Annotated in this window: 12 protein-coding genes; 6 read left to right on the plus strand and 6 right to left on the minus strand. The window is 70.0% G+C overall.

Features of this window, described 5'->3' with window-relative positions; genetic code table 11:
* Positions 1-145 precede the first annotated feature (145 nt).
* The 3 genes from cas3 (at position 146) to QLH51_RS16140 (ending at position 5,349) form a co-directional block, all read left to right on the plus strand.
* On the plus strand, positions 146-2,662 hold the full coding sequence (cas3, locus tag QLH51_RS16130) for a CRISPR-associated helicase Cas3' (RefSeq protein ID WP_164516261.1): 2,517 nt from the start codon (positions 146-148) through the stop codon (positions 2,660-2,662).
* A 174-nt stretch (positions 2,663-2,836) separates the two neighbouring features.
* The gene (locus tag QLH51_RS16135; RefSeq protein ID WP_283514641.1) at positions 2,837-4,339 is read left to right on the plus strand and encodes a permease; all 1,503 of its coding nucleotides are present in this window, start codon (positions 2,837-2,839) and stop codon (positions 4,337-4,339) included.
* Entirely contained in the window at positions 4,336-5,349 is a 1,014-nt protein-coding gene (locus QLH51_RS16140) for a serine hydrolase domain-containing protein (RefSeq protein ID WP_125661578.1), read from the plus strand. Before QLH51_RS16135 ends, QLH51_RS16140 begins: the two co-directional genes overlap by 4 nt.
* A gap of 202 nt (positions 5,350-5,551) precedes the next feature.
* Here QLH51_RS16140 and QLH51_RS16145 read toward each other — a convergent pair whose 3' ends face one another.
* The 6 genes from QLH51_RS16145 to QLH51_RS16170 all read right to left on the minus strand — a co-directional run bounded on the left by QLH51_RS16145 (position 5,552) and on the right by QLH51_RS16170 (position 13,791).
* The gene (locus QLH51_RS16145) at positions 5,552-6,436 is read right to left on the minus strand and encodes a LysR family transcriptional regulator (protein WP_125661575.1); all 885 of its coding nucleotides are present in this window, start codon (positions 6,434-6,436) and stop codon (positions 5,552-5,554) included.
* Complete coding sequence (locus QLH51_RS16150) at positions 6,433-7,674, minus strand: dicarboxylate/amino acid:cation symporter (RefSeq protein ID WP_125661572.1); 1,242 nt, start codon at positions 7,672-7,674, stop codon at positions 6,433-6,435. The genes QLH51_RS16145 and QLH51_RS16150 overlap by 4 nt, the downstream gene beginning before the upstream one ends.
* A complete protein-coding gene (gene dgcA / locus QLH51_RS16155) occupies positions 7,674-8,666 on the minus strand; it encodes an N-acetyl-D-Glu racemase DgcA (protein ID WP_125661570.1) in 993 nt (330 codons plus the stop codon). The genes QLH51_RS16150 and dgcA overlap by 1 nt, the downstream gene beginning before the upstream one ends.
* The gene (gene dgcN / locus QLH51_RS16160) at positions 8,624-9,661 is read right to left on the minus strand and encodes an N-acetyltransferase DgcN (protein WP_125661567.1); all 1,038 of its coding nucleotides are present in this window, start codon (positions 9,659-9,661) and stop codon (positions 8,624-8,626) included. The genes dgcA and dgcN overlap by 43 nt, the downstream gene beginning before the upstream one ends.
* A gap of 207 nt (positions 9,662-9,868) precedes the next feature.
* Positions 9,869-11,461 (minus strand): N-acyl-D-amino-acid deacylase family protein, encoded by a 1,593-nt coding sequence (locus tag QLH51_RS16165; protein WP_125661564.1) that lies wholly within the window; start codon positions 11,459-11,461, stop codon positions 9,869-9,871.
* Positions 11,458-13,791 (minus strand): penicillin acylase family protein, encoded by a 2,334-nt coding sequence (locus tag QLH51_RS16170; RefSeq protein WP_125661561.1) that lies wholly within the window; start codon positions 13,789-13,791, stop codon positions 11,458-11,460. Before QLH51_RS16170 ends, QLH51_RS16165 begins: the two co-directional genes overlap by 4 nt.
* 487 nt (positions 13,792-14,278) lie before the next feature.
* Between QLH51_RS16170 and QLH51_RS16175 the strand changes: the two genes are divergently transcribed.
* The 3 genes from QLH51_RS16175 (at position 14,279) to QLH51_RS16185 (ending at position 19,880) form a co-directional block, all read left to right on the plus strand.
* The gene (locus QLH51_RS16175) at positions 14,279-17,209 is read left to right on the plus strand and encodes a TonB-dependent receptor plug domain-containing protein (RefSeq protein ID WP_206429253.1); all 2,931 of its coding nucleotides are present in this window, start codon (positions 14,279-14,281) and stop codon (positions 17,207-17,209) included.
* A 113-nt stretch (positions 17,210-17,322) separates the two neighbouring features.
* Positions 17,323-19,014, plus strand: a complete 1,692-nt coding sequence (dld, locus tag QLH51_RS16180) for a D-lactate dehydrogenase (RefSeq protein ID WP_125661558.1) — start codon at positions 17,323-17,325, stop codon at positions 19,012-19,014.
* Positions 19,011-19,880, plus strand: a complete 870-nt coding sequence (locus QLH51_RS16185) for a BadF/BadG/BcrA/BcrD ATPase family protein (RefSeq protein WP_125661555.1) — start codon at positions 19,011-19,013, stop codon at positions 19,878-19,880. The genes dld and QLH51_RS16185 overlap by 4 nt, the downstream gene beginning before the upstream one ends.
* Positions 19,881-19,908: the final 28 nt, after the last annotated feature.

Raw genomic sequence — 19,908 nt, forward strand, 5'->3', positions numbered from 1 at the left:
GGGTGGCAGGATGCGGTGGGCGCCGCGCGTGGAACCGGCGGCGGGCAGATCATGTCCGTTTCGGATGTATCAACCGGCGCGCCTGCCGCCACAGCCGATCCGGTTCCGCTTGCGGTGCCGCTTCCCACCGTTACGCTTGCCCGCCATGACCAACGACCTGCCACGGCCCTGGGCCAAGCTGATCCGCAACGACGACAAGGTCGCGATCGCCGCGCTGCCGCTGGTGGACCACTGCCTCGACGTCGGCGCAGCGGGGGAGGCGGTTTTGCAGGCATGGGCGGGCCCGCTCGAAGCGGCGGCGGGCCGCCCGCTCACCGGACAGGATGTCGCGCGGCTGGTCGTGCTGATGGCGCTGCACGATCTGGGCAAGGCCAATCGCGGGTTTCAGGCGCGGATCGATCCGAAGCGCGAGCCGGTCGGCCATACCGCGCCGGTCGCGGCGCTGCTGACCCAGTCGCAGCTGTGCCGGACGCCGGTGGCGGTCGCGATCCATGCGATGCTCGCCGACTGGGGCGCGACCGAGCATTTCGCCGCCGTCATGGCGCATCACGGCCGGCCGCTGAAGGCGTTCGCCAGCGATGCCGCGTTCAAAGACTGGACGGACTATACGAAGCACTGGATGCCCAAGGCCGATGGCGATCCCGCCGCCGCCGTGCTGCCGCTGCTCGATGCGGTGCGGACCCGCTGGCCGCTGGCGTGGGAGGCCGGACCGCCGCTGCCCGATGCGCCGCGCTTCGTCGCGCTGTTCGCCGGGCTGGTGACGCTGGCCGACTGGCTGGGGTCGGACGAAGCGCGTTTTCCGGTCGATGGTCCCCATGGCGCGGCACGCGCGGTGTTGCGTGACGAACAGGTCGCGGCGGCGGCGCAGGCGCGGGGGTTCCTGCCGCTCGATACGCCGCCCGGCGATTTCAAAGGCGCGCTGGGCTTCGATCCGTTCCCGTTCCAGACCGACGCCGCGCGCGACGATCTCGGCCCGGTGGCGCTGATCGAGGCGGAAACAGGGTCGGGCAAGACCGAGGCGGCGTTGTGGCGCTGGCTGGAACTGCGGCGGCGGGGCGCGGTCGACGGGCTGTTCTTCGCGCTGCCGACCCGGTCGGCGGCGGTGCAGTTGCACCGGCGGGTGAACGCCATATTGCAGCGTGTCTGGGGTCCGGGCGGGATCGAGGCGGTGCTGGCGGTGCCCGGCTATCTGCAGGCGGGTGATGCGAAGGGGCAGGCGCTGCCGGGCTATGCGGTCCGCTGGGACGACGGCGCAGCGGGCGACGAACGCTGGGCGGCGGAGCGCGCCAACCGCTTCCTCGCCGCGCGGGTCGCGGTCGGCACGATCGACCAGGCGCTGCTGGGCGTGCTGCCGATCAAGCACGCGCTGTTCCGGTCGAGCGTGCTGACCCGCAGCCTGCTGGTCGTCGACGAGGTTCATGCGTCGGACGCGTACATGACCGGACTGCTCGAACGGCTGCTCGACCATCATGTCGCGGCGGGGGGCAGGGCGCTGCTGCTGTCGGCGACGCTGGGCGCTGCGGCGCGGGCGCGGTTGCTGCACCGGCATCCCGTGCCGTCGCAGGCCGATGCCGCCGCCGTGCCCTATCCCGCGCTGTCGGGCAGCACCCTGCCACCGGTCGCGGCGCGGGGACGGGCGGGCGGCAAGCCGGTGCGGATCGAGGTCGCGCCTTTGCTCGATGACGCGCAGGCCATCGCCGCCCGGGCGGTCGCTGCGGCCCGGGCGGGCGCGGCGGTGCTGGTCGTGCGCAACAGCGTGCCCGGCGCGATCGCGGTGGCGCAGGCGGTCGCCGAACAGGCGGACGAGTTGGCGTTCAAGGTCGCGGCCGTCGCGACGCTGCATCATGGCCGCTTCGCCCCGTGCGATCGCAGGCAACTCGACGACGCGGTGACGCAGGCGTTCGGCAAGGGCCGGAAGGCCGGCGGGCAGGTGCTGGTCGGCACCCAGACGCTCGAACAGTCGCTCGACATCGATGCCGACCTGCTCATCACCGACCTCGCGCCGATCGACGTGCTGTTGCAGCGCATCGGCCGCCTGCACCGCCACCCGCGCGCCGATCGCGGCGCGTTCGCAGCGGCGCGCGCGATCGTGCTGCGCCCGGCCGGGCGCGACCTCGCGGCGTTGCTCGGCCGGACGGCGGCGTTCCACGGTCTGGGCGGCAGCTCGGACCGCAGCCCCTATCCGAACCTGATCCAGCTCGAGGCGACGTTGCGCCTGATCGAGGCGACGCCCGATATCGTCATCCCGCGCGACAACCGCCGGCTGGTCGAGGACGCGCTGCACCCCGACGCGCTGGCGGCGGTGGCCGCGTCGGGGAGCGCGGCATGGACCAGCCATGGCAACGACCTGAGCGGCGGTGCCACCGTCGCGCTCCAGACCGCGCGGCAAGTCGCGCTGGATTTCCGCAAGCGCTTCAGGGACATCGCCCCGTTCGACCCGGCCGAGGCGGTCGCGACCCGGCTGGGCGCGCGCGACCTGCTGCTCGACCTGCCGCGGCCGCTCTCCGGGCCGTTCGGGGGGACGATCGATCGCATCGCGATTCCCGGCTGGATGGTGCCGGGGATCGGCGGCAGCGAGCCGGTCGAGCCGGTCGATGCGCAGCGGTTCCGGCTGGGGAAGCGGCCGTTCCGCTACGACCAATGGGGGTTGCAGGCGGGGTAGGGCGAAGCGGCGTCCGGAATCTCCCGTCGATCGGACCCGACCCGCCCTGTCCGGCTGCGACCTGTCGCCGGCCGCCCCCCAAAAAGCACGACCCGGGCCATAACCGCGGGTCATGGCCCGGTTGACTTCACCCCCCCGATCGCCGGAGGTTCGCGCTTTATCCGTGGAGCCGCCATGACCGCATCCGCCGCCGCCGCGGTCCCGCCGCCGTCGCCACCCGCCGTCCATCCCGGACGCCGGGCGATGCTGGTGTACGGCCTGCTCGGCTTTTCCGCCGGGCTGCCCTTCTACATGTTCTCGACGGTGCTCGGCCTCAGGTTGCAGGCGCATGGCGTCGCGCTGGCGGTGCTCGGCTTCTTCGCGTGGGTGCAACTTCTGCCGACGCTGAAGTTCGTGTGGGCGCCGCTGCTCGACCGCTACGACGTGCCGGGGTTCAGCCGCTATTGGGGCAAGCGGCGCGGGTGGATCATGCTGGCGCAGCTCGGCATCATTTCGGCGATGGTGGCGATGGCGCTGACCTCGGCCGACGGCAACCTGGCCGTTACCGCGCTGTTCGCGGTGCTGCTCGCCTTCTGGACCACCACGCTGGAGGTCGCCGCCGATGCGTGGCGGATCGAGCTGTTCCCGACGCAGGACCAGCAGGGGCCGATCGTCGCCGCGAACCTGTGGGGCTATCGCACCGCGATGGTCGCGGCGGGCAGCGGCGCGCTGCTGCTGGCGGACACCGGCGGATGGACGCTCGCCTATCTGCTGATCGCGGTGGCCGCGTTCCTGCCGTTCCCGATCCTGGTGGCGATGCGCGCCGAAGGGACCGGCGGCGGCGGGCGGGGCGTGGCGCTGGCGACGGGGCTGGGGGCGAGCGTCGTCATCCTCGGCCTGGCCTGCGCGGTCACCGCCGGGGTCGGATATTTGCTGCTCGGCGCGGCGGAGCGGATCGGCATCGATGCGCAGAGCAACGTCACGCCATGGGTGCTGGGGCTGTGCATGGTCCCGTTCCTCGCCATGGCGGTCGCGGTGCCATGGATCCGCAACCTGCCGCCGACGCACGGCGCGCGCACCTCGACCGCGATCGGGCCGTATGTCGACTTCTTCTGGCGCTATGCCTTTGCCGCGATCCTGCTGATGGTGTTCGTGTCGCTGTACCGGATGGGCGACGTGCTGGCGCTGAACCTGTCCAAGCCGATGATCCGCGACCTCGGCTATTCGCTCAGCCAGATCGGCCGCGCCGACGGGGTCGTCGCGCTGGCCGCCAGCATGGTCGGCGTGGGGCTGGGCGGCTGGCTGGTCATGCGCCGGTCGATGCTGTGGGCGCTGGCGATCGGCGCGGTGCTGGCGGCGATCGGCAATTTCGGCTTCGTCTGGCTGGCGCACCGGCAGGTGAGCGAGGCGATGCTGTATATCGCCACCGGGCTCGACCAGTTCGGCAACGGCTTCGCGGGCGCGGTGTTCGTCGTCTATCTCTCGCTGCTGGTGAACCCGCGCTATCCCGGCGCGCAATATGCGTTCCTGACCGGCTTCGCCTTCCTGTTGCCGAGGATGCTGGCCGGGGCGGGGGGAACGATGGTGGGTGCCATCGGCTATGACGGGTTCTTCCTGCTGTCGGGCGCCCTGAGCCTTGCCGCGATCCCGCTGCTGCCGGCGCTGGCGCGGGTGCGCGCGCGCGAGGACGACGCATGATCGACGAAGCCTTCGCCCACGCCGCCGCCGCCGTCGACGCCGGGCGCATCCCCGGCGCGATGCTGGGCATCGTCACCGCCAACGGCACGCGCGCGGTGCGCGTCGCGGGCCTTGCGCAGCGCGTGCCGACGCCGGAGCCGCTGACGCGCGACCACTGGTTCGATCTGGCGTCGGTCAGCAAGGTGATCGCGACCACCCGCTTCGTCCTGCAATTGGCCGACGACGGCCGCATCGACCTCGACCGGCCGCTGACCGATGCCATTCCCGACCTGCGGCAATATGACGTGGGCGGCGCGGCGGAGCGGCGGCTGACGTTTCGCGACTGCCTCGTCCACCGCACCTTCCTGCCGGCGGTCGAGCCGATCTATACCTATGGCGACGACCCCGCCCGGCTGCGCGCCTTCGTCCTGCAACGCGAATGGCGGCACGGGCCGTCGGTCTATTCGGACATCAACTTCATCCTGCTGGGCATCGCGATCGAACGGATCACCGGCGCCGGGCTCGACGCGTTGCCGCCGGGCCGGGGCTTGAGCTGGGGACCGCCGCCGGGGCCGGCGGTCGCAACCGAGCATTGCCAGTGGCGCGGGCGGGTGCTGGCGGGCGAGGTGCACGACGAGAATTGCTTCGCGATGGGCGGGCGCACCGGACATGCCGGGCTGTTCGGGACGGTCGACGGCGTGCTCGACTTCGCATCGGGGCTGCTCGACGGCAGCGGGGCGTCGGACGCGATGCTGGCGGCGATCCGCACCCCGGTGGAGGGGCACCGCACGGCGGGCTGGGAAATCCGCTTTCCGGGCTGGTCCGGGGGGCAGGCGTGTTCGGCGGGCACGATCGGCCATACCGGGTTCACCGGCACCGGGCTGTGGGTCGATTTCGACCGGGGGCTGGCGTGGACGCTGCTGACCAACCGGGTGCATCCGACGCGGCATTTCGACAGCGGGATTTTCGGGCTGCGGCCGGCGACCGGGGACGCGGTGGTGGCGGCGTTCGATGCCGGATCAAGGATTTAGGGCTTGGCCCATCCGACTGTACACGTCACCCCAGCGGCGATGCTGGTGGCCGACGATCAAGCGTACCCCCGCGCAGGCGGGGGCCTAGAGCCATGAGTGGTGCGGTCCGTTACCCTGGCCCCTCGCCTGCGCGGGGGTACGTTACGCGCTCGACGCCGCTTATAGCCGCCGCCTGTACCCCCGCCTGCGGGAGTACGGCCTCTCAAGGCGCCTCGATCACCTCGCGCAATACCCCCAGAAACTCGCTGGCCAGCGCGCTGGGCGGTCGGTCGAGCAGGTGCATCGCGTGGACGTCGAAGGTCAGCGAGGGTTTGAGCGGCCGCATCGCGAGGCCGTCCGCCAGCGACGCCTCGGCGGTGAAGCTGTCGACCACGCTCAGCCCCACGCCCGCGCGCACCAGCGCGGCGGCGATGTAGAAGGTGCGCGCCGACGCGACCTCGTCCAGTTCCAGCCCCAGCCGTTCCAGCTCCTGCGCGAACAACTGTCCGATCGGCCCGCTGGCGGCGAGGGTGATGAACGGATGGCCGCGCAACTGCGGCAGTTCGATGCGGCCGGGGGCGTGCGCCAGATCGCCGTCGCGGTACAGCACGACCAGCTCACCCTCGCCCAGCCACACCTTTCCCAGCGGCGCGCCGCGCGGCACTTCGGCGGCGATCGCGATATCGGTCTCGCGCTCGTACAGCTTGCGCAGCAGGTCGTCGTGATGGACGGTCTGGAGGTCGAAGCGGACGTCGGGGCGACGCGCCATGAACCGCGCGACGGCGGTCGGCAGCGCGCCGAGCGCGAGGCTGGGCAGCGCCGAGATGCGCAGCGTCGCGCCGCCGCCGCTGCGCAGGTTGCGGCCGGCCTCGCGCAGCGCGCGGACCCGTTCCTGAATGTCGGCGACGTCGCCGAACAGGGCGTGCGCGTCCTCGGTGGGGACGAGGCGGCTGTTGGTCCGCTGGAACAGTTCGAACCCCAGCAGCGTCTCGGCATGGCGCAGCGTCTTGGACACCGACGGCTGCGAGATGTTGAGCGCGCGCGCCGCCGCGCTGACCGATCCGTTGACATAGACCGCGTGGAAAATCTCGATGTGGCGCAGGTTCATGTCGCCGTGTGGCCCCGATAGCGCGCCTCGTCCAGCCCGTCCTCCGCCCGCGCTACCAGCGTCGCGACGGTCAGGTTGGCGCTGGCCGACGGCACGGTGCGCGTCATGTCGAGCAGCCGGTCGAACGGGAGGACGAGGCCGACGACCAACGCGGTCTGTTCCGCACCGACCCCGACCGCACCCAGCATGGCGGCCAGCATGAACAGCGAGGCGGGGGGGACGGGCGCGGTGCCGAACGCCGCCAGCGCGCCGGTCAGCAGCATGACGCACAGCATCCACGCATCGGGCACGATTCCCAGAGCCTGCAACGCGAACTGGCCGAGGAGTCCCACATACATCGCCGTCCCGTCCTTGCCGATGCTGGCGCCCAGCGGCAGCACGGTCGATGCGATCGGGCGGGCGATGCCGAGATTGTCCTGCGAAACGCGCAGCGCGACCGGCAGCGTGGCGGAGGAGGAGGCGGTCGAGAAGGCGACGATCAGCGCATCGACGATCCCGCGAAAGAAGCGCACCACCGGCAAGCGCGCGACGAAGCGGAGCAGCGCGGCATGAACCACCAGCATCTGCACCAGCGAGGCGAGGATGACGCACAGCGCCAGCCAGCCGACATGGACGAACACCGCCATGCCGCCCCCCGCGACCGCATTGGCGATGAGCGCGAGGACCCCGAAGGGCGTCACTTCCATCACGATCCGCACCAGATGCAGGAGGACGGCGGCGAGGCCCTGCAACAGCGCCACGACCGGCTTGCCCGCTTCGCCCGATACCACGCTGGCGATGCCGAGCAGCACCGCGACGAAGATGATGGCGAGCATGTCGCCCCTGGCCAGCGCATCGACGATATTGACCGGCACGATGCCGAGCAGCTGGTCGGCAGGCGTCACCGCCGGCCCCAGCACATGCGGCGCGACGCCGGCCAGCGCGATGCCGCTGCCCGGTTGCAGCAACAGCCCGAAGCCCATGCCGATCGACACCGCGACCAGCGTCGTAAACGCGAACAGCGCCACGGTCCGCCCGCCGATCCCGCCCAGCCGCCGCGGATCGCCCAGCGACGCGATGCCGGCGGCGATGGTGATGAGCACGACCGGCACGACCAGCATCTTGATGAGGCGCACGAACAGGTCGCCGACGATCCTGATCGCCGCCGCGCCCTCCGGCCACAGCAGCCCGATCGCGATGCCGAGCAGCAGCGCCGCGACGACGCGCTTCCACAACGGTATCGCGAACCAGCCGCGCATCAGCCGGCGCTGCCCCAGAAACCGGGGGCGGGGGGCGACAACATGCCGTCATGGTCGGTCACGCCGCCCGGCCGGTCTTCGGACAGCCACAAGGGGCCATCGAGATCGACGAACGCCGCCTGCGTGCCCAGCAGCATCGCGGGCGCGATCCCCAGCGACGAACACACCATGCACCCGACCATCAACCCGAATCCCTTTTCCCGCGCCCTGGTCGCCAGCACCAGTGCTTCGGTCAGCCCGCCGGTCTTGTCGAGCTTGATGTTCACCACGTCGTAGCGCCCGGCCAGTGCGTCCAGTCCGGCGGCGGTGTGCAGCGATTCGTCCGCCGCGATCGGCACCGGGCTGTCGAAGGTGGCGAGGTCGCCGTCCGCTCCCGCCGGCAGCGGCTGTTCGAGCAGGTCGACCCGCCATTCGACCAGCCGTTCGCGCAGGGCGTGCAAACTTCCGATCGTCCAGCTCTCGTTCGGGTCGACGATCAGGCGCGGTCCGGGTGCCGCCGCCCGCACGGCGGCGATCTGTGCGGCGGGGTCGGCCCCGTCCACCTTGACCTTGATGAGCGGCACCTTCGCCACCTTCGCCGCCGCCCGCCCCATCGCGTCGGGGGTGTCCAGCCCGATGGTGATCGCGGACGGCAGCGCCACCGGCCCGGCGATGTCCAGCAGCCGCGCCACGCTGGTCCCGGCCTGTCGCGCCTCGAGGTCCCACAGCGCGCAATCCACGGCATTGCGCGCCGCGCCGGCGGGCAGCAGCCCCGCCAGGTCGCGCCGCGACGCTCCCTCGCCGATCCGCGGTGCGATCGCCCGGATCGCCGCTAGCGTATCCTCGATCGTCTCGCCATAGCGGGCATAGGGCACCGCCTCGCCGCGGCCGATCGTCGCGCCCTGCCGCACCGTCACCGTGACGACGTCCGCCGCCGTCTTGACCCCCCGCGCGATGCGGAAGGGGGCGCTCAGGCCGAAACGGTCATGGGCGACGTCGAGATGTCGAAGCATGTCTGCATCCAGTCGATGATCGGGTCCGCGCCGAAGCGATAGGGGTCGGTACACGGCAGGCCCAGCGCGTCGCCGGTTTCGGCACACAGCGCGCGCGCCGCATCCTCGTCGAGCTGCACGGTGTTGAGCGCGATGCCGACCGCCCGCACGTCCGGGCTGGTCAGCCGCGCGACCGACAGGTTGGCGGCGAGGCATTCGGCCAGCCCCGGCACCGGATAATGCGGCAGCCCGCGCATGTGCGCCCGCGCCGGGTCGTGGCACAGCACGAGCGCACGCGGCTGTGCCCCGTGGAGCAGGCCGGTCGACACCCCGGCGAAGGACGGGTGGAACAGCGATCCCTGCCCCTCGATCAGGTCCCAGCCATCGTCGTCGCGCGCGGGGGTGATCGTCTCGATCGCGCCCGAGATGAAGTCGGCGACCACCGCGTCAACGGGGACGCCCGAGCCGGCGATGAGGATGCCGGTCTGGCCGGTCGCGCGGAAATCCGCCCTGATCCCGCGCGCGACCATCGCGTTGCGCAGCGCCAGCGTGGTGTACATCTTGCCGACCGAACAGTCGGTGCCGACCGTCAGCAACCGGTTGCCGGCGCGCCGCCGACCGTTGCCGACCGGCAGGTTCGCGGGCGGATCGCGCACGTCGAACAGCTGCACGCCCGCATCCTGCGCCGCCTGCGCGATCCGCGGCACGTCGCGCAGCCGCTGATGCAGGCCCGAGGCGATATGCATGCCGGCCGCGATCGCGGCGAGCGAGTCCTCGACCAGCGCATCGCCCATCCGCCCGCCGGCATTGGCGATGCCGAGGATGAGCGTATTGGCCCCGGCCGCGCGTCCTTCGGCTGCGTTCATGCGGGGCAGGCCCAGCGTCAGCGGGCAGTCGTCGTGCCGCCATTCGCCGACGCACTCGTCGGGCCGAAAGGCGGCGACGCCGCGCGACGTCTTGATGCCGACCGCGTCGTCGGAATGGCCGAGGTAGAGGAGGAAGGGACCGGGGATCATCGCGCACCCTGCTGGCTGTCGGGACACCGGGATAGGGCGGGGGGTGCGGTCGCGCCCAATCATGCTGTCGGGGCGAGGTATAGCGTTCGGTTATGGGGTGGTTTCAACTGCCACGAACGTCATCCTAGCGCAGGCTGGGATCTCCCGGTGATCGGACGCGCGCCTCGCCGCGGGAGGCCCCCAGCCTGCGATGGGGCAACGGTATCCTTACGCCGGACAGTGTTTCGGCGTCGGCCGCAACAGGACGCGCCCCGCCGCCGCGCCGGTCGTCGCGCTGTCGCGTAGCGCCAGTTTCCCGTTCACGAACAGCGCCTTCACCCCGACGCTCGGCACGCGCGGGTTCACGTAATCGGCGCGCGGGGCGTAGCCGACGGAGTCGAACACCACGACATCGGCATAATAGCCGGGCTTGAGATAGCCACGTCGGTCCATCCGGTACATGTCCGCGGTCAGGCCGGTCGAGCGGTGGATGAAGTCCTTGAGCGCGATCACCTTCCGCTCGCGGACATAGGTCTGGTACTTGCGCGGGAAGGTCGCGTACTGGCGCGGGTGGCCGTTCGATCCGTCGGAACTGGTGACGACCCAGGGCTGCTGCATGATGCGGTCGACATCGGCATCGATCATGTTGAAGCTGGCGACCGAGACGCCCGCCGGTTCCTTGCCCTTCGCATCGGCCACGCGCAGAATCCTGATTGCGGCGTCGATGGGGTCGAGGTTCCACTGCGTCGCCATCTGGCCCAGCGTCGTGCCGGTCCACGGCATGTTCGCGCTGGTCAGCAGGATCGATTCCCTGCCGCCGCGACGGCGCAGATTTTCGGTCATCTCGACCTTGATCTTCGCCAGCGTCGCCGGGTCGTTCAGTCGCGCGATCAGTTTCGGATAGCCGCCGTCATTCGCCCAGCGGGGCACGAGCGCGGCATCGACGCTGGAGCCCGACGCCAGCCAGGGATATTGGTCGGCGGTAACGTTCTGTCCGGCTTTCCGCGCCGCCTCGATCACTGCGATCAGTTCGGGCGCCTTGCCCTGCACGTCGACGCCCAAGGCTTTCAGATGCGCGAAATGGACCGGCATTCCGGCCTGTCGCCCGATCTCGATCGCTTCCTTCGTCGATCCGATGAGGCCGATCGTGTAATTGGATTCGTCGCGCTGGTGGGTGTCGTACATGCCGCCGCGGATCGCCGCCTCGCGCGCGACCGCGACTACCTCGTCGGTCTTCGCGAAGCTCTGCGGTGCGTAGAAGAGCCCGGTCGACAGGCCGTAGGCGCCTTCGCACATCGCCTTCGCCACCAGCGCCTTTTCGCGGGCGAGTTCGGACGCGGAGGGCGCGCGGTCGTCCTGTCCCAGCACCCGCCCGCGCACCGCGCCGAAGCCGACGAAGGGCGCCACGTTGGTGCCGATGCCGGCGGCGGTCAGCTTGCGCGCATCGTCGGCGACGTCGGGCGTGCCGTATCCGTCGACGCCGATGACGATCGTCGACACGCCCTGCGCCAGCCAGGGGAGGTTGAGCCGCTCCTTCGCGTCCTCCGAGCGGATATAGCTGTCGGGATGGGTGTGCGCGTCGATGAAGCCCGGCGCCACGATCTGTCCGCGGGCGTCGATCACCTGCGCGGCCGGCGTACCCCGGCTCGGGCCGACATAGACGATGCGGTCGCCCGCGATCTCGACGTCGCCGGTCAAGGGGCCGCTATCGGCGCCGGTGTAGACCGTGCCGCCGCGGATCACGACATCGACCGTCGGTGCCATCGCCACGGCCGGACCGGCAAGGCCGGCGAGGAGGGCGATCAGAGGCAGGTGCTTCATCGAACGTTCCTTTGCGGGATGGGCCGCAGCGTAGCACGCCGGGCGACCTTGCTGTCCACCGCCGTGCGGCTGAACAGCAGCGGCAGCGTCCGTCCGTCGATCCACGGTGCGAACTGGTCGCGATAGTGCGGGGAACGCGGATCGTTCGACTGGCCGGGCAGGTTCAGGAATACCGACTTGTCCCATGCGCCGACGTCGATCACCTGCAGATAGCTCGCCCCGCCGCCGACGCGCCAGCCGGGACCATCGCCCAGCCAGCGCGCCATGACGGTGTAGGAATCGCCGCCCGACGCGCCGCCCTCGATCGCGGGGAAGGCGGCGGCGATGGCGGGGATGCGCGACAGCGGGTGGGCGATGCGCACCTGATGCAGCCTGCCCCAGCGCCATTTCGCCGGGTCCGCGCCGAGCAACGCCTGCGCGCCGGTCCATGCCGCGGCGAGTGCGTCGCGCAACATCGCGTCGCGCGCGGCCACGGGCAGGCGGGCGTCGGGACGGATGAGCAGCCCCAGCAGCACCGACGGGTCGATCTCGGTCACCAGCGCCTTGGCGCGTGCCGGCACGATCGCGGCGAGCACCCGCTTGCCAAGGTCGCGCCACAGGATCTCGAACAGTGCGGCAGGCGCGCTGTCGGCGGCCAGCCGCCCGTCCCAGCCGCGCAGCATGTCGCCGGCGGGCGAGGGGGTGGCCGGCAGCAGCGCCACCAGCTGTCGCGCCGGGGTCGACAGCGTGTCGAACTGCAACGCGACGCTGTCGGCCACGCTGTGCTTGGGCTGCGCGGCCAGCACGCCGGCGATCCGTTCGTAGCGATAGGGCGCGCGGAACGAGAAGGCCGGGATGCGATCACGCGGCCAGTCGGCGGGCAGGTTGTTCTGGTTGGCCGACGCGAACCAGCCCTTCTTCGGATTGTATTCGTTGGGCAGCGACGCGAAGTCGCGCATCCCCGTCCAGTCGTAGCGACCGTCGCCCGGCACCGGCAGCAACCCGTCGCCGCGCTTGCGCACCGGTGCGAAGCCGATCACCTGCCACCCGGTATTGCCGTCGATATCGGCATAATGAAAGTTGGTGGGGGAGGGGTGCAGGCGGAACGCCTTGCGCAACGAAGCCCAGTCGCGCGCGAGGTTGATCGCCACCATCGCGAACGCCCCGCCGCCGCCCGGCTGCATCGCGATCGACCCCAGCACCGTCGCGCGACGCCTTGCCGGGTCGTAGGAGATTACCGGCCCCTGCACCGCATGGCGCAGCGTCGCGACATAGGGGGCGCTGTCCTTCACCGGGATCGCGACGTCGATCTTCTTGAACCGCTTCCACCCGCCATCGTGGCGGTAGCGTTCGGGATCGGCGGGATCGAGGTCGAGGACGAACAGGTCCTGCTGGTCGATATGGAAATTGGTGCGCGCGAAGGCGAAGCGATCGGTATGGCCCTGCATGATGCCCGGCAGTCCCGGCGCGCCACCGCCGATCACGTCCAGCCCCGGCGCGGTCAGGTGCGCTACATGGCGTGGGCCGAATCCGCCGATGCCCAGATGCGGGTCGTTGGCGAGGATCGGGCGGCCGGTCGCGGTGCGGTTCGCGGCGACGGTCCATGCGTTGCTGCCGGCATTGGCGCGCTCCATCGGCCCTTCGGCCGGATCGCGCACCGGCGTGTCGGGGCCGAAGGGCAGGCCGCCCTGCCGCAACACGCCCAGATCGGCGGGCGAGATTGCTGCGGTATCAAGGCCCTCGGGCACCGTCATCGTCCAGTTCGGCCGCAGCGGCGCGACGATCGCGTCCAGCTCCAGCAGGCCGATCGCCGCCAGTTGGGCGCGGCGGATCTCGTCATCGGCATTGCCGATCGCGCCGCCACGGGCGAGGACGAACTCTTCGATCGCCCACTTCATCGGCCGGACGCCGAGGATCGCATATTCCGGCGGCAACAGCGTCGGGTCGGCGACGACCTCGTCGATGCGCGCATTGATCCCGGCGATATAGGCCTTGGCGCAGGCGAGCACGTCGGCGGGGATGCGGCGCAGTTCGGCGTTGAGGTCGCCGCGATAGTGGAACAGCCGTGCGGCGGCGTCGTGCTTCGCGAAGTCGACGCCGAACGCCTCCGCCAGCCGGCCCAGTTCGCGGCGATGGCCGAGGTCGATCTGGAACAGCCGGTCGCGCGCGACGACATAGCCCTGTCCGTAGAACGCATCGGTGATCGACGCGGCGCGGATATGCGGAACGCCGTACATGTCGTCGACGATCTCGATCGGTGCCGACAGGCCGTCGGGCGCGGCGCGCGCCACGACCGGCGCAAGGAACGCGGCGGCGGCCGATCCGTGGAGAAAGGCGCGGCGGTTCATCATCGGCACTGTCCTTCGCTTCGATCGCCCCATCTGTTCGGTTCGACCCTGCGTTCGAAGCAACGAACAGGGCTGGGTCGGCGGCAGGGAACCTAGGGGCTTGATCCATCGATATCGAACCGGACGTCATCCCAGCGAAGGCTGGGATATTCCGGTGGTAGCACGGGACAAGAGCCGCCTGAGACCCCAGCCTTCGCTGGGGTGACGGTTCCAGCCAGATCGATCAATCTCTAGGACCGGCTTCGCATGGCAAGGGTATGACAAGGGCGCGTCGGCCCATAGGGAGCGTTTATGGTGCCGCTACGGTATAATCTGCGGCTATGGCGCGGCGAAGCGATAGAAGCCTGCCCGGCTTGACGCGCATCCCCGCCACCGCGCAGCTTTCACGTTCCGACACGAACGGCGTAGGGCGCACAGCCCGCGACCGGATCGGCGGGGCCGCAGGACCTACGTCAAACATTCGCCCAACTGCGGGCAAGGGGAGCTTTCCATGACGACATCCATGCCTTTCCGGCGGTATCTCCCGGCCCTGGCCCGCGCCACCAGCCTTGCTGCGCTGTGCATCGCCACGCCGGTGTTCGCGCAGGACACCGCCGCGCCGCCGGTCGAAACCGCGCCGCAGTCGGCGGAACCGACCGCACAGGGCGGCGGCGACGAAATCCTCGTCACCGGATCGCGCGTCGTGCGCGACGGGTTCCAGTCGCCGACGCCGCTGACCGTGCTGACTGCGCAGGACATCCAGAACAGCTCGCCGACCAACAACCTCGCCGATTTCGTCAACCAGATTCCGGCGGTCGCGGGCAGCCTGCGTCCGGCCAATTCGCGGCTTGCGATCAGTTCGGGTCTGGCCGGCATCAACGCGCTGAACCTGCGCGCGCTGGGGGAAATCCGCACGCTGGTGCTGCTCGACGGGCGCCGCTCGGTCGGATCGAGCGTCACGGGCCTCGTCGACATCAACACCTTTCCGCAGGCGCTGGTGAAGAGCGTCGAGATCGTGACCGGGGGTGCGTCGGCGGCATACGGGTCGGACGCGGTGGCGGGCGTCGTCAACTTCGCGCTCGACAAGACCTATGAGGGGCTGAAGGTCACCGCCGACAGCGGCATCACCGAATATGGCGACGGCTTCAACTATTCGTTCAGCGTCGCGGGCGGGACCAGCTTCGCGGGCGGGCGCGGCCATGTGCTGCTGAGCGGCGAGGTCGCCCACCGCGACGGCATCTTCCAGGTCGATCGCGCATGGAATGCGCGCGGGCGCGTCGTTGTGACCAATCCGACCTATACCAATGCCAACGGCCAGTCGCAGTTCCTGACGCTCGACCGGATCGGGGTCGCCAACGCGACGCCGGGCGGCATCATCCTCAATTCGGCGGGCGGCACCGCCAACCGGTTGCGCGGGCTGTATTTCGGACCGGGCGGGTCGGTGAACCAGTTCGTCTATGGCAGCTTCAATTCGCCCGCGCCGGGCGGGGCCACCGCGCCGACCCGGACGCAGGGCGGCGACTGGCAGCTGAACGACCAGGGCCGCAACATCGGTCTCGACGCCGATGACGATCGCCACGGCGTGTTCGGGCGCGTCAGCTACGAACTGGCCGACTGGATCACGGTGTTCGGCGAGGCATCGTACAACTGGCAGAAGACGCTGTTCAATGCCGGGCCGCAGCTGTCGACCACCACCGCGCTGCGCGCCGACAATGCGTACCTCATCAACACGCTGGGCGCCGCGCGGCTGGCCGGGATCACGTCGGTCACGCTCGGCACCACCGCCGTCGACCTGCCGTACCGCAAGAACAACAGCTCGCGCGACGTGCAGCGCTATGCGATCGGCGCGGAGGGGAATTTCCAGCTGTTCGGCAACAAGGCGGTGTGGAGCGCCTATGGCCAATATGGCGAGACCAACGCGCGCGAGCAGCTGCGCGACATCATGAACGTGACGCGCATGGCCAATGCGACCGACGCGGTGTTCGCGCCCGCGGGCAATGCGCTGGGCGTGGCGGCGGGGACGATCGTGTGCCGTTCCACGCTGACCGCGCCGACCAATGGCTGCGTGCCGATGAACCGCCTCGGCATCGGCGTCGCCAGCCAGGGATCGATCGACTATGCGCTGGGCGATCCCTATCGCGACCAGACGCTCAAGCAGACGGTCGCCGGCATCAACCTGTCGGTCGTGCCGTTCGCCACCTGGGCCGGCGACGTCAGCGTCGCGGTGGGCGGCGAATATCGCAAGGAAGAGGTGTCGGGCAACGTCCCGACCGAGTTCCAGACCGGATGGTCGGTCGGCAATTTCCTGCCGACCTTCGGCAGCTACGACGTCAAGGAAGCGTATCTCGAAACCGTCGTGCCGCTGGGGGCGGGGGTCGAGTTCAACGGCGCGGTGCGCGCGACCGACTATTCGACGTCGGGCTATGTCACGACGTGGAAGGTCGGCACGACGTGGGCGCCGGTCGAAGACATCCGGTTCCGCGTCACCCGGTCGCGCGACATCCGTGCGCCCAACCTGAGCGAACTGTTCCAGGCGGGCACGTCGCGCACCAACACGCTGACCGATCCGTTCACAGGGCGTAACGGCGTGACGTTCCGCGAAACGACCACCGGCAACATCAACCTCGATCCCGAGGTCGCCGATTCGACCAGCGTCGGCGTGGTGCTGCAACCGCGCTTCCTGCCCGGCTTCTCCTTTTCGGCCGACGGTTTCCTGATCCGGCTGAAGGACGCGATCGGCCAGTATTTCGCGCAGGACATCATCAACCGCTGCGCCGAAGGGCGACAGGAATTCTGCGCGGCCTATGGACCCGATCCCACGGGTGACCGCGAGCTGTTCTTCCGCGCGAGCCCGTTCAATTTCGCACGGCAGACGGTGCGCGGCATCGATTTCGACACCACCTATCGCGTCGCGCTGGACGAGGTGTTCGGCAACGCGCCGGGCAATGTGACGCTGAAGGCGCTGGCGACGCGCTATATCGACAACATCACCGATGCCGGCGTGCCGAACGTAGTGCCGGTCGATATCGTCGGGCAGCTGGGCGGAGCCAGCCTGCCCAAGTGGATCTACCGCTTCAACGCGACCTATGACACCGACAGCTTCGCGATTACCGGCACCGCGCGCGGGGTCGGCGGCGGGACCTATTCGAACAACTATATCGTCTGCGCGAACGACTGCCCGGTCGGGCGTCCGGCCAGCACCGTGCTGCAATTTCCGACGATCGACAGCAACCGCATCGACGGTGCGACCTATTTCGACCTCAACCTGACCAGCAAGATCGACATGGGCGGCGGGGCGAAGGGCGAGCTGTTCTTCAACGTCACCAATGTGTTCAACGGCGAACCGATCCTGCTGCCCGAAACCGGGCTGGCGGCGAACAGCACCTATTCGGATCTGCTCGGGCGGTCGTTCCGCATCGGCATCCGGATGCAGACGCGCTGAGGGGAAACCGTCGCGACAGTCCGGTATCGTCAGGCCGCCCGTATCCCCGCCTGCGCGGGGGTACGGTGAGGGCGCGGACGGAGAGCCTGAGGGACAGCAGTAACGATGGCATGATGGACTATCCGGCAACCGAGCGGCTGATCGTCGACCTGCGCAAGGCGGTCGGCGCGCGCCACGTCCTGACCGGTTCGCGGCGTACCGCGCGGTTCCGGCGCGGCTATCGCACCGGCGGGGGTGCGGCGCTTGCGGTCGTGCGTCCGGCGACACTGGTCGAGCTGTGGCGGGTGGTGCAGGCGTGCGTCGCCGCCGACGTGTCGATCCTGATGCAGGCGTCGAACACCGGGCTGACCGGCGGGTCGACGCCCGACGGCGACGATTATCCCGGCGGGCTGGTGATCGTCAGCACGACGCGGCTAGACCGATTGCACCTGCTGGGCGGGGGAGAGCAGGTCGTCTGCCTGCCGGGGACCACGCTGTATCGACTGGAGGCGGCGCTGCGGCCGCTCGGGCGCGAGCCGCATTCGGTGATCGGGTCGTCGTGCCTTGGCGCGTCGGTGGTCGGCGGGGTCTGCAACAATTCGGGCGGATCGCTGATCCGGCGTGGGCCGGCCTATACCGAACTGGCACTGTTCGGCCGGCTCGACGACGACGGCACGCTGCGGCTGGTCAATCATCTCGGCATCGACCTCGGCGACGATCCGGAGGCGATCCTGTCCCGGCTCGACCGCGGCGACTTCACCGCTGCCGATGTCGATCCGGCGGCGGACAAGCCGGCACACGACCATCGTTATGTCGACCATGTCCGCGATATCGACAGTGACGTGCCGGCGCGCTTCAACGCCGATCCCCGCTGCCTGTTCGAAGCGGCGGGGAGCGCCGGCAAGCTGATCGTCTTTGCCGTGCGGCTCGACACCTTCGCGCGGGAGGACGACAGCGTCACCTTCTACATCGGGACCGACGATCCCGACCGGTTGACCGAGCTGCGTCGTACGATGCTGCGCGACTTCGCCGCCCTGCCGATCGCGGGCGAATATATGCACCGCGGCGCGTTCGACATCGCCGACCTTTATGGCCGCGACAGCTTTCGCGCGATCGAGCGGCTGGGCACCGATCGCCTGCCCGCGCTGTTCGCCGCCAAGGCATGGATCGATGGTGTCGCCGGGCGGGTCGTCGCCAATTTCAGCGACCGCGTGCTGCAACGGCTGGCGCCGCTGATGGGCGATCACCTGCCCACGCGGATGCGGGTATGGCGCGACCGGTTCGAACATCATCTGCTGCTCAAGATGCCGATGGCGGATCGCGATGCGACGGCAACGCTGCTCGACACGCTGCTGCCGGACGGCTGGTTCGAATGTACTGCCGGGGAAGCGGACAAGGCGTTCCTGCACCGCTTCGTCGCGGCGGGTGCTGCCGTCCGTTACCGTGCGGTGCAGCGGCGCACCGTGGAGGATATCGTCGCGCTCGATGTCGCATTGCCGCGCAACGCGCGCGACTGGGCCGAGGAACTGCCGCCCGAACTGGCGACCCAAGTCGTCGATACGCTCTATTACGGGCATTTCTTCTGCCATGTGTTCCACCGCGACTATATCGTGCGCAAGGGCGTCGATCCGCTGGCGTTCGAGCATGCGCTGTGGCGGCGGTTGGATGCGGCGGGGGCGCAATATCCCGCCGAACATAATGTCGGGCACCTATATCCCGCAAAACCCGCACTGGCCGACTTCTACCGCACGCTCGATCCGCGCAACCAGCTCAATCCCGGCATCGGTCAGACGCCGCGGGCACGCGGCTGGGGACGGGAGGCATGACCTTCTTCATCGGGGTCGATGCCGGTGGCAGCCATTGTCGTGCGCGGCTGGTCGATGCGGCGGGCACGGTGCTGGGCACGGGAGAGGGTGGCCCGGCCAATGCCGGGATCGGCATCGACGCGCTGCGTGCGGTGCTGGCCGCCACGATGGCGCAGGCGGTGGCGCAGGCCGGGCTGGACGCGGCGCAGCTGTCTTCGGTGCGGGTAGGCATGGGCATTGCCGGTATCCGCCGGCCGGGTATCCGCGACGCGCTGGCAGCGGCCGATTTCGGGCTGGGGCCGGTCGCCTTCGCCAGCGATGCGGAGATCGCGCAACTGGGCGCGCATGGTGGCGAAGACGGCGCGATCCTGATCCTCGGCACCGGCAGCGTCGCGCTGCTGCGGATGGGTGGTGCCACCGAGATGATCGGCGGCTATGGTTTCCCGATATCCGACGAGAGCAGCGGCGCCGCGCTGGGGCTGAGCGCGATGCGCCATGCGCTGCGCGCTCTCGACGGCCGGGCGCACACAAGCGCGCTCAGCGATGCGGTGTCGGCCCGTTTCGGCGACGATACGGCGCAGGCGGTGGCGTGGATGGCGCAGGCAAGCCCACGCGATTACGGTGCGCTGGCGCCGCTGGTAATGGACCATGCCGATGCCGGCGACCCGATCGCGCGGTCGATCGTCGAGGATGCGGCGGGGCATGTCGAACGCTTCATCGACACCATCGCTGCGCGCGGTGTGAACCGCTGTACGCTGGTCGGCGGGCTGGCGTCGCGGATGGTGCCGTGGCTGCGGATGCGCAACGTGGCGCGGCTCACCCCACCGCGTGGCGACGCGCTGGACGGTGCGTTGCGGCTTGCGGGGTTCGGCCCGCCGCTGCGTTAAGGCTGTTTCAACCATCCCTGCCCACTAT

This window comes from Sphingomonas sp. 2R-10, from assembly GCF_030062225.1.
In the GTDB taxonomy this organism is placed as follows: Bacteria; Pseudomonadota; Alphaproteobacteria; order Sphingomonadales; family Sphingomonadaceae; genus Sphingomonas.

Excerpts from the sequence above, each read along its gene's own strand:
- cas3 (WP_164516261.1), top strand. The coding sequence starts at position 146 with ATGACCAACGACCTGCCACGGCCCTGGGCCAAGCTGATCCGCAACGAC.
- QLH51_RS16135 (WP_283514641.1), top strand. The coding sequence starts at position 2,837 with ATGACCGCATCCGCCGCCGCCGCGGTCCCGCCGCCGTCGCCACCCGCC.
- QLH51_RS16140 (WP_125661578.1), top strand. The coding sequence starts at position 4,336 with ATGATCGACGAAGCCTTCGCCCACGCCGCCGCCGCCGTCGACGCCGGG.
- QLH51_RS16145 (WP_125661575.1), bottom strand. The coding sequence starts at position 6,436 with ATGAACCTGCGCCACATCGAGATTTTCCACGCGGTCTATGTCAACGGA.
- QLH51_RS16150 (WP_125661572.1), bottom strand. The coding sequence starts at position 7,674 with ATGCGCGGCTGGTTCGCGATACCGTTGTGGAAGCGCGTCGTCGCGGCG.
- dgcA (WP_125661570.1), bottom strand. The coding sequence starts at position 8,666 with ATGCTTCGACATCTCGACGTCGCCCATGACCGTTTCGGCCTGAGCGCC.
- dgcN (WP_125661567.1), bottom strand. The coding sequence starts at position 9,661 with ATGATCCCCGGTCCCTTCCTCCTCTACCTCGGCCATTCCGACGACGCG.
- QLH51_RS16165 (WP_125661564.1), bottom strand. The coding sequence starts at position 11,461 with ATGAAGCACCTGCCTCTGATCGCCCTCCTCGCCGGCCTTGCCGGTCCG.
- QLH51_RS16170 (WP_125661561.1), bottom strand. The coding sequence starts at position 13,791 with ATGATGAACCGCCGCGCCTTTCTCCACGGATCGGCCGCCGCCGCGTTC.
- QLH51_RS16175 (WP_206429253.1), top strand. The coding sequence starts at position 14,279 with ATGACGACATCCATGCCTTTCCGGCGGTATCTCCCGGCCCTGGCCCGC.
- dld (WP_125661558.1), top strand. The coding sequence starts at position 17,323 with ATGGACTATCCGGCAACCGAGCGGCTGATCGTCGACCTGCGCAAGGCG.
- QLH51_RS16185 (WP_125661555.1), top strand. The coding sequence starts at position 19,011 with ATGACCTTCTTCATCGGGGTCGATGCCGGTGGCAGCCATTGTCGTGCG.